Raw genomic sequence first — 15,332 nt, forward strand, 5'->3', positions numbered from 1 at the left:
TGGCTGATTATTCGTTGTGATTGGCTGATTATTCGTTTTACAAAAAAAAGGTGGCTCTAAGAAGAACCACCTTTTCGTTTTCATCCTGGATGAAAACTCGCCTTAGTGTTTTATAATCAGCTTCTTGGTTTGAATTCCATCATTAGATTTTATTCTGATGAAGTAGATTCCTTCGGCTAAGCCTGAGATATCATTTTTCTGGTTTGAAGTTCCGTTGAGAATAATCTGCCCATTGATATCAATTAAGGTGAAGTTCCCTTCGGTTCCTGTGATTTCAATAGTTGAAGATGCAGGATTCGGGTATACCTTCAAATCGTTGGTTGTAGCACTAAGAATGACCTTATCCTCTTCATCCTCAGCTACGGTTACCGTGAGTGTTTGCTCATAAATTGCATTCTCTGACTGACCATCATTTGCTGTGATAGTGAATACTTCTGTTCCGCTAGCGCCATTGATTGCTGAGATAGCAATGTTAGTTCCATCTATTGACACATTGACGATACTACTTGCTGCTGGAGTGATAGAGAACGTAACCACTTCTTCAGATTCATTTGCTGGAACATCCAATGATATGGTAGCTGTTTCAGTACTTGAGAAATTGTGATCCAGGTCAAACTCGGATACATCCAGAGTAAATATAGGAGCGTCATTTACACTCACTACTGTTACCGGCATATCATATGAAGTCCCTTGTTCAGCTCCTAGCTCATCGAATGCTATTATCTGAATAACGCCACTTCCGTGTGCATCAGTATTAGGAGTGATGGTAAGTACATGACTATCTATTCCTACAGTGAAAATGGCACTTGAAGCTTCATCTACTATGATTGAGAATAAAACTTCATCGCCATCTGGGTCGGAGAATACGGTGGACAAATCAACTGTTTGAGCTACACCGTCCTCATTCATCGAGACTGTTGGTTCACTGATCAATTCAGGCAATGCATTCACATCAAGTACTTCTACTAGAAGAGTATATGTTACATTCTCTGAAGCATCACATGCTGAGATTTCGATAGACCCGGTACCAAACTGATTTGCAACTGGAACGATATTCAATGTTGCTCCTTCAATGGATGCGGTGAATAAGCTTTCACTTTCATTGGAACTTATGCTGAATGTCAGTTCATCTCCATCCTGATCACTGAATATGGTAGTCAGATCCACTTCCAATGTCACGTTTTTATCAGTAGCTGCACTGAGCTCATTACTCACAACAGGAGCATCATTTACATTTTCAACTTCCACAGTAAAGTCTGTCGAAGCAACAAGTTCTCCATCTGAACCCGTCACTGTAACTGTAGTACTTCCTACGTTTTCTTGTGATGGAGTACCGGATAGTTCACCTGTTTCAGCATTGTAAACCAACCATTCCTGAGTTATACTAACTTCTGAAATACTCACCTCATCACCATCTACATCGGTAAAAAGATCAGTTGACAAAGTCATGGAAAATGTCAGTCCTTCAGTTGTTGTTTGATTATCCACTGTGTTTGCGACTGTAGGGGCATCATTTATAGCGTTCACTGTTAAAGTGATTTCATCTGATGCAGATTGCTGACCATCTGTTGCTGTTAGTGTAATGATAGCTACTCCATTATAGTTGCTAGCTAGTGTTACAGCTAGAATATCACCATCAATTGCTGGAACAACTGCTGAAGTGTCTGATGAAACAGTGTACGTTAATTCATCACCATCTGAGTCAGTAAATACTGCGGACAGGCTATTGGTTAATTCAATCGTTCCGTCTTCATCTACAGCAGCATCCGTAATTGAGTTGGCAACTACAGGAGCTTGATTGTCAACTACTGAAAAGGTGAAGGTTGCCGTTGCGGTATTGTTTGTAGCTTGACCGTCGTTTGCTGTAACGGTGAAAGTTTCTGTTCCGATTGCTCCTGCAATAGAAGTGAAAGAAACTGCTCCTGTAGTGGCATCTATGGAGACAGTAGCCACGGAAGAACTTGTTGGAGCAATGCTGTAAACAACCGCCTGGTTAACTTCATCTGCAGGTACCTCTTCTGGAGTAGCAGTGATAGTCTTAGTTTCTGTAAAGTTGATCGAAGCAACTATTTCAGATTCACTTAGGCTGAACGCTGGCGCATCGTTTACTGAATTGATAGTTAATACAAATTCATCGGTCATAGTAGTGTCAGCTAATGTGGCTGATACAGTTACAGTACCTGCACCATTGAAGTTGGCAGTCATTTCTTCGAGTTCAACTGCCGAACCATTAAGTACTAGCGAAACATCTGTACCTAGATCGTGGGTTATCTCATACGAGATAGCTGAAGCATTAGGGTTACTGAAAACTCTGCTTAGGTTAGCTACTAAAGTCTGAGGCTCAGCATCTTCGTCCAATGCGATATCTGCTATCGGGCTTACTACTTCCGGAGTACCTGGCTCTGACATGTTGTAAAGAGCAGCCACTTGTGTAGCACTCAGTACTCTTTCGTAAATTCTTACGTCATCAAGTGCACCATCGTAGTAGAACCATCCGCCATTTCCGATAGTCCAGTTACCACCAGTAAATGCCGCTCCAAGTTGAGATACTTGCAAAGCGATTTTGGTATAGGACGTACTGGTATTTAAAAGCTCATTGTCTATGTAAATTGTTTGTGCTCCAGCAGTACCTGTCAGTACAAGGTGGTGCCATTTGTTATCACTATGGTTGCCAGCTGGCATGGCTGAAGTCTGCGATTGCCAGAACGCGCTGTACAAATCTCCATCTGGATCGTCTATCGTTATAACTGGCACATAAGAACTAGGATTGCTTTGAGTCGATGTGTTCTGATAGCCTAGAATTCCTCCAAAATCAGAGGTTTTGAACCAAAGTGAAATAGATATTTCGTCTTTTACCAAAATACTGTTTGGCAAACTCATAATACTTGATGAACCATTGAAATCATAAGCTTCTCCAGAGTTTCCAAATCTATCCTCTACAGAAGTTACATTGTTTGGAGTGGCATCATTGTCAGATCCACTAGCATCTACACCATCAGGAGAAGGGTAGTATGCCACCAGATTTGAAGAAATATCCGCTATAGAGAAAGTGAAAGAACCGGCTTTTTCAGAAGTTGTTGCTTCGTTTGGATCTGAAGCTAAGACAGTGATTCCAGTTATACCTTCTGCCACCTCAGTGATTACCAGCTCGCTACCCGAAATAGCTGCAGTAGCTATAGAATCATATTGAACATAAGCCTGGTAAGTCAATGCCAATCCATTATCATGGAAGAAATACCCAGACAAGTCAATTGTATAAGTTCCAAAATCTGGAGCTACTAAAACATCAGGAAGTTGTTGAACAACTTGTGGATAATCCACATCCTGAATATTGATTGTCATAGTCTCCGTATAGGTTGCACCTTGGCTATCCGTTACTGTGATTTCTACGTCTGCGGTAGTAGCTGTCTCATAGTCGAACGTTACGGCGGTCAATAATTCTACACCATCGATGGTGAAATCTGTACTCGTTGTAGTGAATGTAAATGTATCGTCTGCGTCTACATCTGTGGCTGATAAATCACCGATATACTCTCCAGCAGCCATATTTTCATAAACCTGATCATAATCAATAGCAATCGCTGTAGGTGCTTCATTTACATCATTTGCTGTGATGGTAAATGCCTTGTCATAGGTAGCTCCATGATTATCTGTAGTCGTAATAGTGATTTCGAAAGAGTTTTGAGTTTCAAAATCAATTTCATCGGAAGTAACCAGATCAGATCCTGAGATATCAAAGAATGCAGCATCTGTGCCTGAGATGGTATAAGTATGTGTATCGTCAACATTAATGTCAGTAGTAGATAGGGTAGCAACAGATGTTCCAACAGTCACATTTTCATCTAAAGAAGAAGCTGACAAGCTAATATCCGAAGGAGCAACATTAGCTGCAGTTTCATTGAAGAAATCTGTGATTTCTGCTTGAGTAAGCACTCTTTGGAAGAATGAAACATCATCTAGATCTCCAGGAAGCTCTCTTCTTAGGTGTGCATAAGTGCTGCTTTGGCCAATATGACCAAACGCCCAATTGAGTCCATTTTGAATAACACTTGGAGTTCCTGTATCAACAGAAGTACCATCCAGATAGACATTGATCAATCCAGAAGAGGCTGTTACTGTAACCATGTGCCAGCCATCTACTGTTATAATTTCTCCTGTGTTTAAGTCTAAAGTATTGGCAAAACCTCCTGTGGTTTTAAAAGTTTGTACAGCTAATTCGTTATTTCCCTTCAAAAGAACAGACAGACCGCCTACTTCAACTCCGTTGAAATCGTGACGGCTGTCCAATAAATATTTTAGTTCTGTAGAAACGCTATTTTCTAACTGGAACCATAGGTTGATAGAAAAGTCTTTTTCAATATTGATGATAGTGTCAGCAACTGAAGCAAACTGACCTGTAGCGATTTGAAGCGCATTATTGGCAAATCCGAATCTATCTGTATCGAATGAAGAATTGCCTGTAGCATCTAATGAGCGATCAAAAGCATTGATTTCATCAGCGTATGAGCCATTGGTAAATGAATACTTAGCATATTCATCATTTGGTCCAAGCTCTACCTCGTCATTTACAGTGATAGTATAAGATTGCGTAAAGGAATTACCAGAAGCATCAGATGCTGTAATCTCTATTTCGTGTGAAGACTGTGTTTCAAAATCCAGAGCAGAAGCTAATTGTAATTCGTTTCCATTAGCTACGGTGAAATATGCTGCATCTGTACCACTAACGGTGTAAGTATACGTTTCGCCTGATTCCAGACTCGTAGAACCAAGCGTACCTACTACCGTACCTATCGCTTCATTTTCATCTATTTGACTATTGGTCAATGACACGCTGGTAGGTCCCCAAGATTTACTAAAGCCTCCTTCTGAGAAAAGGGTATTGATTTCTGTGGTAGTTAATGCTCTTTGTACAAACTTGATATCATCGAGGTATCCTGGAAATTCTCTTCTAAGACCTGTATTATTAGAAGCCTGAGCGATATAACCCAAGTTCCATCTTTCACCATTTTCCAACGTAGTAGGAGTTCCTGATCCAATAGCAATTCCATCCAGATAGACAGTTAAGGTACCACCAGAGTTTACCAGTGACATCATGTACCAGTCATCATTCACAGGAAATTCAGTGTTCAAATCCATAGTATTAGCAAAACCACCAGCAGTTTTAAAAGCCTGAACTTTTAACTCTTTGGTTTCAGAGAGCATTATGGAAATTCCTCCTTGCTCAGTGCCATTTAGACCATGTCTGCTATCCAAAATGTACTTTGGATTTGCATTGTCTAAATTTACTAGTTTGAACCATGTATTGATGGTAAAGTCCGAAGTGATGTCCAGCAAGTAATGCGGAATATATGCTGTGTTTCCGTAGCTAAAAGATCTGGCGTTATTGGTACCACCAAATCGATCTGCTGTAGCAGAAGATCCTTCATTTATGATGTCTGAATATTCTGAAGAAAACGCTTCGATTTCATCTTCCAATGAACCAGCAGTGAAAGAATACTGTGCGTACTCATCATTGGCATTCGGATAAATATCTGTAGCAACAGTAGCCATGAAGCGCATATCATATGCCTTCAGATCGGTACCGACAAACATAGAACCACCAGCGTAAACATCTGAATTGAATCGAGTTACTCTGAAAAAACTAGTTGTGCTACCTAGCCTAATTGTATAGGTATTACCTGCAGTTACCTGAATGTTCGCAGAAGTCAGATTCAAGGTATTATCACCATTGAATGCATTAGTATAAGTATTTGAATGCAACACTGCGGCATTGTTATCTGCATCTAAAATGGCATATGACATACTACTTGGAGCGTTGGTGATGCCAAACCTGATAGAAGTTAAAGTACCGCTTTCACATGGAGTGAATGTCTGATAAACGTATGTGTTTTGATAAATAGTTTCGGTGTATTGGGTGCCGGATAAATCTCCGGTCTCACAATTTATCCGAACCTGTGAGTAACTCAGCAGGCTGTAAATAATTAATAAACTTATAAGTAGGGCTCTTTTCATATAAAATGACAGTTAAAAACAGCCCAAAAATTCAATTTTGTCTTGAAATAGTGCAGGAGAGGTTAGGTGGTGTCTGGCTCTACTGAGAATGTGTGAGGAATGGATTAGAATTTGTCTTAGAGCGGAAAAGATGTGGTGCCAAGCACTACTTAAAGTGCTTGCAAAGCTTTCATAAGTTGATCTTTCTTACGGACTGATACTGGTAGCGTATCTCCATTTTTCATGACTACACTGCCTCCTTCACGTTTGTCGTAATGATCAAAGTATGTGAGGTTAATCAGGTGCGATTGATGGCATCTGAAAAAGTATTGGCCATTAAACATATTCTCGTATTCCTTCAAAGTAGTAGATACGAGAATTGTCCGATTGTCAGTAAGGTAAAAGTGCGTGTAATTGTCACTGGACTCACAGCGGATAATCTCAGTTGTATCAACCAGATAGACTTTTTCTGAATCTTTTAAGACAACTTTTGATAGCTGCTTTTGTCCTAAATTTTGCTCTAATGCCTTTAATTGAATTCCAGAGATAGTTTTTTCATGCGATTCCTTCGCTTTGTTAACTGCACGCTCCAAATCATCTGGATCAATGGGTTTGAGGATGTAGTCAATGGCCGAGAATTTGAATGCTTTCACGGCATATTCGTTGTGACCAGTGACGAAAATAACGGAGAAGTCTCGTTGTGGAAAAGCATGGATAATATCAAAACCCAAACCGTCCTGCATTTCGATATCCAGAAAGGCCAAGTCTGGAGTGATATCTTTGATCAACTGAATTCCTTCTTTTACCCCACTTGCAACTCCTACCACCTCTATGTCAGGACAATAGATGGAAAGTAAGGTTTTTGTAGATTCTCTTAACGAAGGTTCATCATCGACTATCACTGCCCGCATGCTTCAAAAATAGCCTAGATCAGTTAAACCTTACTGAATTGAAGGAATATTTAAACTAGCAATAGTGCCTTTTTCTTCTGTGGAGTTTTTCAGGTCAAATGAGAATTGTGACTTAAACTGTTGACTAAGAATAGCTAACCGTTCTTTAGTAATGCTTGTGGCCAATGATTTGTGTTCGGTAATTGTGTGGTGTTCTGAATTTAGACCGTGACCATTGTCCTGAACCGTCAATTGGATGCTATTTTCTGCTTTCTTAAATGTGATGTTGATGAAACCATTTGCAATACCGGCAAGACCATGTTCGATAGCATTTTCTACCAATGGCTGTGCGAATAGAGGAGGAATTCTAATTTCTTCAGTGGCAATGCTGGTGTCCACATCTATTTGGAAATGAAAGGAGTTTTTAAATCTCAATTGTTGAATTTCCAGGTAATTGGTAAGCATGTCTACCTCCTCTTGTATAGAGATAAACTCTTCCCTGCTGTGCTCCAGAATCTGACGCATCAGTTTGCCAAATTTGGATAGGTACTTAACAGACTCTTTAGTGTCACTTTGAAGAATGTAGTTTTGAATAGATGCCAGCGCATTAAAAATGAAGTGTGGGTTCATTTGAAGTCTTAATGCACGTTGTTCTATGTTAGAAACTGCTTGCTGATGCTTGTGTTTTCTTCTTTGGTAAAAAATGAAGCCAGCGAGAACTATTACCAGAAATGCAATAGCAACAACCGCCAAGAGAATGTTTCGCTGATTAATTTGGAGCGCTTGGATCTGACTTTGCTGAGATAGGTTTTGAATCTCCTGATCCTTTTTGGTAGTTTCGTATTGAGTTTCCAGGGTTGTGAGTTGCTTGTTCTTTTGTTCGTTAAACAAACTATCATTCAGTGATTTAAAATCTTTATGGTATTGATAGGCACGTTTGTAGTTTCCTATATTTTCGTAAGCTTCAGCCAAAATGCCATAGACATCTTTTATTCTCGTTTTTTCGCTTATTATTTGATAATGTTCCAATGCTTTTTGAGCGTAACGAATCGCATCGGAATAATCCTCAATTGCCATAGCCGTTTCAGCCAGCCGAAGATTGGAATAGCCTAAATTCCAGGCGGATCCTTGTGGACCAACTAACTCAATTGTTCGTTGATATTGTTGTTTCGCTTTGAGAAAATTCTTCAATTCTTTGTAAGAGTCACCTATCAAGTTGCTGGCAGAGGCTATTCTCAAAGTGTCTTTAGTCTTTACTCCTAGCTGATAAGCTTTCTTTAGAAGTGTTAGACCAGAATCAGGTAAGTGATTTTTGTTAAGTAGGTAGCCAGTGGTAATGAATGTATTCGCAATATTGGCGGTGTCCTTTAATTCAATAAACTCTTTGAGTCCTCGACGTAGTATGATAAGAGCCAGGGAGTCATTTTGCCGTTTCATATGCATGAGCCCTAGATTGTATTGGATTTTAGCAATACCTAGTCGATTGTTAATCTTTTCGTGGATGCCTAAAGATTCATAATAATACTTTTGAGCATTGATATAGTCTGATAAAATATCGGCCATCATCCCTCTCACACCCAATGCTTCTGCCATGTACAGACTGTCATTAGATTGGTGAGCCAATGAATCCAGTAGATCCACGTAATAGTGTGCAGAATCAATATTGATATACACAAGGCCGTGAGATTTTTCGTATAAGGATTGCAATTTCTGAGCTTCAATCTGGGAAGAAACTCCAAGAAAAATCACTAAGATTAATCGAAAATATAGCTTCATACAATATGCTGTTTAAAATCTCATGCCTTACTATAATTGTCGTAAAGAAGACCTAAGATAAATCAGCTTTTATGTGGAAGTATTAGGGTTGCCAGTGTTCCTGATTCAAACTTTTGTGGATGGGAATATTTCAGGTTGGAAGCGAATCGTTGACCAAATAAACCCAGTCTATCAAGAGTGATTTTGGTAGCCATTGATTTGTGATTTGTAGTACTTACTGATTTATTCATACCTCTCCCATTGTCAGAAACCGACAAAAGAACGCCTTCTTTTGTTTTATCAAAAGATATCTCCACAAGTCCATTCTCAACTCCGGTCAAACCATGTTCAATAGCGTTTTCTACAAGTGGCTGGGCAAAAAGAGGTGGAATTTTTACATTTTCAGCATCCAGTTCGTCAGCAATATGAATAGTGAATTGAAAAGAGTTTTGAAACCTAAGTTGCTGGATTTGCAAATAGTTGGTTAGCATGTCGGCTTCATCCTCAATGCTGATAAACTCTTGTCTACTGTGTTCCAGAATCTGACGCATAAGTTTACCAAACTTGGAAAGGTATTTAACAGATTCTTTAGTATCACTTTGAAGAATGTAGTTTTGAATAGATGCGAGTGCATTGAAAATGAAGTGTGGATTCATTTGAAGTCTTAATGCACGCTGTTCGATGTTAGAAACTGCTTGCTGGTGTTTGTATTTTCTTCGTTGATAAAAGATGAAGCCAGCAAGAACTAGCACTAGAAATGCAATAACAATGACCGCTAAAAGAGTATTTCGCTGGCTAATTTGAAGCGCTTGAATCTGACTCTGCTGAGATAGGTTCTGAATCTCTTGATCCTTTTTGGCAGTTTCGTATTGAGTTTGAAGCTCATCGATTTGTGTAATCTTTTCTTGCTTGAAAATACTGTCACCTATCGTTTTCTCTTCCGCTAGTAAACCATATGCAAATTTGTAATCTCCGGATGCTTCATAGATTTTGGTGGCGAACTCAAGAGATCGTTGAAGCTCGTGTATCATTCCAGCTTCTCTAGCTTGATCTATAGAGCGGTTGATGTAATTTTTTGCCTTAACAAACTCTTGTTTGTCGAGATACAAGTTTGCTAAAAACTTATTAGCTCTGATGATACCTTCTTTGTGGCTAGTTTTCTCATAGAGGGATAAGCTCTTCTGGAAGTATTCTTCTGCAGCATCAGTATCTCCCAGCTCCAGAGTTACTTCACCAATATTTCTGTAAGACGCTGCCAATCCGGTCTGGTCACCCATGGCTTCTTGTAGGGCTGTGGCACTCTTGAAATAGTACAACGCTGAGTCGTATTGCTTTTTTTCTGACAAAATTGACCCAATGTTTAAATAGTTTCTACTTTGAACAGGCTTGTGTCCAGAAGCTATGGCATTTTCCAGGCTTTGATGATAATATTTCATAGCCTGATCATATGCATCTTGTTTGTAGTAAATATTTCCCAGGTTCAGGTACGCAATTGTTAGTCCTGCCTGATGGTTGATTCTCTCAAAGACCTTTATCGCTTCAATATGATTTTGAGTCGCACTATCCAGTTTTCCTTCTGAAATGAAATTGGAGCCGATATTCAGAAGCAGACGTGCCTTTCCGAATTCATCAGACACGAATCTTAATGCTTGTTGATAGCTAATGTTAGATGAATCAAGGTTTCCTAACCTTTTGTATGAAATGCCCAGATTATTATACGCGGCTTCTTGATTGCTTGAGTCTTTTGATGATTCAAAAAAAGGTAAGGCAGATTGAAACTGATCAATAGCCTTGTCATAATTGCCCTGATCGTTAAAGAGAATTCCCCGCAATATTTTGACTCTGGCTATTCCTTTTTCATAATTGAGTTCTCTTGCAGAAACATTAGCTACTTCTAAGAGGGAGTCTGCTTTATCACGGTCCGAGTTTCTATATTGAAACACCAATTCAATTAAAATGTCGACCTTGTCCTGAGCAGAAGCCGTTTTAATAGTTTCGTGTAAACTGTCAATAACTTGAGCAGTCGATTGGACAGCTATCAACAGACCGAATAAGACAGATGCAATTAATCTCATGAGTACAGGAGTCGTTTTGTTCTGGCGGTGAACTCAATTACTAATGCGAGAAATAAATAGATTATGATTGATTCTATTTCTTTAGCTCTCCTTCACTGTCTGCAATCAATGTTGCTACTGTTGCATCTCCTGTTACATTAACAACCGTACGGCACATATCCAGGATTCTATCTACAGGGAAGATGATGGCAATCCATGCAGGATTAAGTCCTACAGATTGTAGTACGATGATCATCATAATCAAGCCTGCGCTCGGAACTGCAGCAGCACCTATGGAGGCAAGAGTTGCCGTTAAAACTATCGTCAACTGCTGTGCTAAAGTCAAGTCTACTAAATGCATCTGCGCTAAGAAAACTACTGCCACTGCCTGGTATAAACTTGTTCCATCCATGTTGACCGTAGCTCCTACAGGTAGCACGAAGCTGGCAATGTTCTTGGACACGCCCATGTTCTCCTCTACACACTCCATAGTTACTGGAAGCGTTGCAGCACTAGAGCTTGTAGAAAATGCCAGGAATTGAGCTGGAGAGATGTTCTTAAAAAATTGTTTGTAGCTCAAGTCTTTGATAAACAGAACTGCTAACAATGGATAGAAGATGAATATCATAAAGGCAAGCCCCAATACGAGCGTAATAGAGTACGATCCAAGACCTTTGAATATTTCGAAAACTTCCGCTGGAGAGTCAGCCATTTTGGCAATTACCCCGGCTAGTAAACAGAACACAAAGAATGGTGCAGCCTTCATTACCAGTTCTACCATTTTCAGGAATACCTCATTGGCGCCATCGATAAAATCGATCACTGGTTTTGCCTTTTCAGAAGGAACTAAAACGAGCGTGATTCCGAAGAAAATGGCGAAGAAGATTACCTGAAGCATCAGTTTGTTATTAGAGATACTCACAATGATGTTTTCAGGAACCATATCCACGACAAATTGTAATGGAGGAGCATCTTGAGTCTCTGCCGCAGCAGCCATTTTATCAGAGATGTCCGTTTTTGGAGCTGAGTAATTTGGGTCATCAGTTACCTCTTTTACTACATCAGCATATTGAGGATCAGAAAGAAAGTCCTTATCGTCTTTTGGTTTTACTCCTGATGTTTCACTCACCCAAAGCTCATAAGTGATTCTGTTTTTGACACGCTGATCATTGTCTATGTAATCACCAGGCTTTATCACATTAACTAATAATAAACCAACCCCAACGGCGATCACAGTGGTTACCAGGTATGTACCTAATGTTTTAGCCCCTAGTCTACCTAATTTAGTGACATCACTTAATCCAGACACGCCACTGATAATTGAGAAGAGAACCAATGGTACCGCTATGAATTTCAGAAGTCTGATGAAAATGGTTCCGAATGGATCAATCCAATTAATGGTAAATTCATTCCAGCCCATAGCGCTTGAAATAAACGCATAAATGACTCCCAGAATTAAACCAATAATGATCTTGACGTGAAGGGGTAAGTTTTTCATAAGCTGATGTTTCCTGTGTCTATTTGAATTGAGATTAAACCTCTAATTTATTGGTTCTGGCTATCAATAGAAAATCAGCGATGACAAGGGCGGACATAGCTTCCACGATCGGTACAGCTCTTGGTACCACACATGGGTCATGTCTTCCTTTTCCTGAGACTACAGCTTCATTGCCATGCTTATCTATACTGTCTTGATCTTGCATGATAGTAGCTACAGGTTTAAAGGCTACATTGAAGTAAATGTCCTGGCCATTCGAAATACCACCCTGGATTCCTCCAGAGTAATTGGTTTTCGTTTTTACAACGCCTTCTTCTATATAGAACGCATCGTTATGCTCAGATCCACGCATTTTCACTCCTTCAAAGCCACTTCCATATTCGAAACCTTTTACCGCATTAATGCTAAGCATGGCTTTGCCTAATTCGGCATGTAGTTTATCAAATGCAGGCTCTCCCAAACCAGTAGGAACTCCTTTAATGACTCCAGTGACCACTCCACCGATTGTATCACGATCTTTTCTTACTTGATCGATGTAGTCATACATCTGCTGCGCAATTTCCTGATCTGGGCAACGAACGTCATTCAGTTCGGTTTGAGATAGGTCTAACTCTGTATAATGTTTATTCAGTGATAGATCACCTACTTGAGAAACATACGCATGAAATGAGATGCCAAATTCTTTGAGCATTAACTTGGCAATAGCACCTGCGGCCACTCGAGCTGCTGTTTCTCTCGCAGAGCTTCTTCCGCCTCCACGATAGTCACGAATGCCATATTTGGTTTCGTAGGTGTAGTCGGCATGAGAAGGTCTAAACTTCTCAGCGATATGACCGTAATCTTTACTCTTTTGGTCTTTATTTCGAATGACCATGCCAATAGGTGTACCTGTAGTTTTATCTTCAAAAACACCACTTAATATTTCTACCTGATCTTCTTCTTGTCGTTGTGTAACGATTTTGGATTGACCTGGCTTTCTTCTGGCAAGTTCATTTTGAATGAATTCCATATCTATTGGAATTCCAGCAGGACAACCATTGATGGTTACGCCAATTGCAGCGCCATGTGATTCCCCGAATGTAGTTATGCTAAAAATCTTTCCGAATATATTTCCCATCTCTTCTTTGATTCTATATCAACCAAACGGGCAAAGATATTCGCATTTGCTTGCGATTAGCTATGTTTCGTAGGATTTTAAGCCTCTCGCTTCTATAAAATTTGGCTTTCTTATTTTTTGAATACCATATATCCTGTCAAGCCTATCATAATGACGATAAAAACGTTCATTAGGATCTTCATCCAAGAGCTTTCATTCATTCCGGCCAGAGTGTTGTCTTTAAACTCTATACCGTCATAAAATGATCCCATGTCATTGGATAGGATGTATTCATTTTTTCGGCTAGATCCAGTTACTACAAGAGTTTGCTGTGATCTCAGGGTGTCATATTTCTCGTCTTCAGGGTTGAAATATACCCATTGAAACAGATCTCCTAGTTTGTATTCTCCAGGTTCATTTGGAATACCATAGTAGTTGAAGCTCTTGGTGCCTGTTACCCGTCCAGATGAACGGTTGATGTCTTGTTTTACGTTCGGCGCATACAAGTCAAATGCATCTGTTTGTGGAAGAACTGGTTCTTCCATCGCACTAATGTTTCCTTCTCCTATGATATTAAAAGAGTAGTTGAAGCTTTCGCCTGTTTTCACTTCCAGGCTGTTGATTTTCTCGGCTAGTCTGTAGTCACCTACCGCTACGCGTTCTTTGAGTGGGTGAGGAGGTAGCTCTCGTACCTTTACTGCTTTTGGCTTGGAGTAGAAGGTTTCATAATCTTCCATTCTGTTTCTACCGAAGAAGGATGGGTTCTTAGCTACTTTATACTTGATTAGTTTCAATCCTACCGACGGGAAAGAAATGTCTTGCAGGTTCAATGGATAAAATGCGGCCTGGTAAATCTTGTATTGAGTGTACGCTCGGTTATTAATGGTGACTGGCTGGCCATTGATGTTGTCTATGTTGAAGTTTTCTTCCCAGCAGCTTGATGGTTTAATGTCTTTAACAATGTCTGTGATTTGTTTACCCAGATCATAAAAGCGCATGTCTGCCCGATTCGATTCTGCTACATAAAAAGCAAGTGTAGTTGTGAATCCCTCGCCCACATACACTTCAGATTTGTCTGTAGTTAATGCGAGGAATGCATCAGCCTCCACATCAATAAACTCTGTAGGCTGAGAGTCTCTATTTCTAAACATGTCAAACGGGTCTCCAAATGGGTCGTTTGATCTTCGTTGTTGCTGCTGTTGTGCTTCGCCAACTTTAATGGTAAAACCAGAAACTGAAATATTTTCTCCATTAACCTCCATAGTAAAGCCTGGAACGTTGAAATTCCCTTCCCTGGTTGGCTGGTAGTTTTGTGTGATGCTTTGTGAAGAAGTCATTTTACCATTGACAAAACTGGTCGATGAAGACGAAGAAGTTCCTCGTTTCACAAATCCCTCTATGTCTGGAAATGGACTGTAATTTTTTAGTCGCTCATTTTCAACGGTAAGTGTAATCTTAAAGTATTGATTTACAGCTACATCTGTTGAGCCTACTGCAATTTTTTTATCTTGTGCAAAAGCACTTGATAGTAAAACCAAGATAAAAAAACAACCTAACCCGAAAACCCTCGTATTTATCATAAGTTATAATGAAAACGATTGCAAAATGTCATTCAATCTTTAGCTACAAAGCTAAAAATTGTTTAACTTTTCCTTAACTGCGTTTTCAAAGGAAAACGTCAAATTTACATCATTAGTTAACCCTTTAACAAAATTTTAGATTTATGTTAGAGTATTTCAAAACCATTCTCTCCAAAGTGAGTTTTGACCGGTGGCTCTTTGAGAAAGAGCTGAAGAAAGCAATTAAGTCTCTCGTCCCGGATGAAATTATGACCTTACGGGACTGGTGTTACGATCAATTCGGTCAAGTTTATCAAGCTATATTGGACAAATGCTTCAAAAAAGCGTTAGCCTAAAATTTGAAAAGAGGCCGTCTCAAAAGTATTTGAGTCGGTCTTTTTGTTTTAGAGAGATTCAAGATTGGATTCATCAGGATATTATGAGATTTTTAGATTTGAGCAAATGCTTCTTAGCATCAAGCAGCCTTCT

The 15,332-nt window shown here is 39.6% G+C and carries 7 protein-coding genes; all 7 read right to left on the minus strand.

Going from position 1 to position 15,332, the window contains the following annotated elements; translation table 11 throughout:
• Positions 1–102 precede the first annotated feature (102 nt).
• The 7 genes from NXS00_RS17240 to NXS00_RS17270 all read right to left on the minus strand — a co-directional run bounded on the left by NXS00_RS17240 (position 103) and on the right by NXS00_RS17270 (position 14,822).
• Positions 103–6,012, minus strand: coding sequence for a LamG-like jellyroll fold domain-containing protein (locus NXS00_RS17240; protein WP_258100497.1), 5,910 nt, complete (start codon positions 6,010–6,012; stop codon positions 103–105).
• Positions 6,013–6,161: 149 nt separating this feature from the next.
• Positions 6,162–6,902 carry a LytR/AlgR family response regulator transcription factor gene (locus tag NXS00_RS17245; RefSeq protein WP_258100498.1) on the minus strand — a complete coding sequence of 247 codons (741 nt, stop codon included), beginning with the start codon at positions 6,900–6,902 and terminating at the stop codon, positions 6,162–6,164.
• A 30-nt stretch (positions 6,903–6,932) separates the two neighbouring features.
• Positions 6,933–8,657, minus strand: a complete 1,725-nt coding sequence (locus tag NXS00_RS17250) for a tetratricopeptide repeat-containing sensor histidine kinase (protein ID WP_258100499.1) — start codon at positions 8,655–8,657, stop codon at positions 6,933–6,935.
• Positions 8,658–8,719: 62 nt separating this feature from the next.
• Entirely contained in the window at positions 8,720–10,711 is a 1,992-nt protein-coding gene (locus tag NXS00_RS17255) for a tetratricopeptide repeat-containing sensor histidine kinase (RefSeq protein ID WP_258100500.1), read from the minus strand.
• Between the two features lie 73 nt (positions 10,712–10,784).
• The gene (locus tag NXS00_RS17260) at positions 10,785–12,188 is read right to left on the minus strand and encodes a dicarboxylate/amino acid:cation symporter (protein ID WP_258100501.1); all 1,404 of its coding nucleotides are present in this window, start codon (positions 12,186–12,188) and stop codon (positions 10,785–10,787) included.
• A 34-nt stretch (positions 12,189–12,222) separates the two neighbouring features.
• Positions 12,223–13,305 (minus strand): chorismate synthase, encoded by a 1,083-nt coding sequence (aroC, locus tag NXS00_RS17265; RefSeq protein ID WP_258100502.1) that lies wholly within the window; start codon positions 13,303–13,305, stop codon positions 12,223–12,225.
• 110 nt (positions 13,306–13,415) lie between these two features.
• Positions 13,416–14,822 (minus strand): BatD family protein, encoded by a 1,407-nt coding sequence (locus tag NXS00_RS17270; protein ID WP_258100503.1) that lies wholly within the window; start codon positions 14,820–14,822, stop codon positions 13,416–13,418.
• Positions 14,823–15,332: the final 510 nt, after the last annotated feature.

It is taken from the genome of Marinoscillum pacificum (assembly GCF_024714495.1).
In the GTDB taxonomy this organism is placed as follows: Bacteria; Bacteroidota; Bacteroidia; order Cytophagales; family Cyclobacteriaceae; genus Marinoscillum; species Marinoscillum pacificum.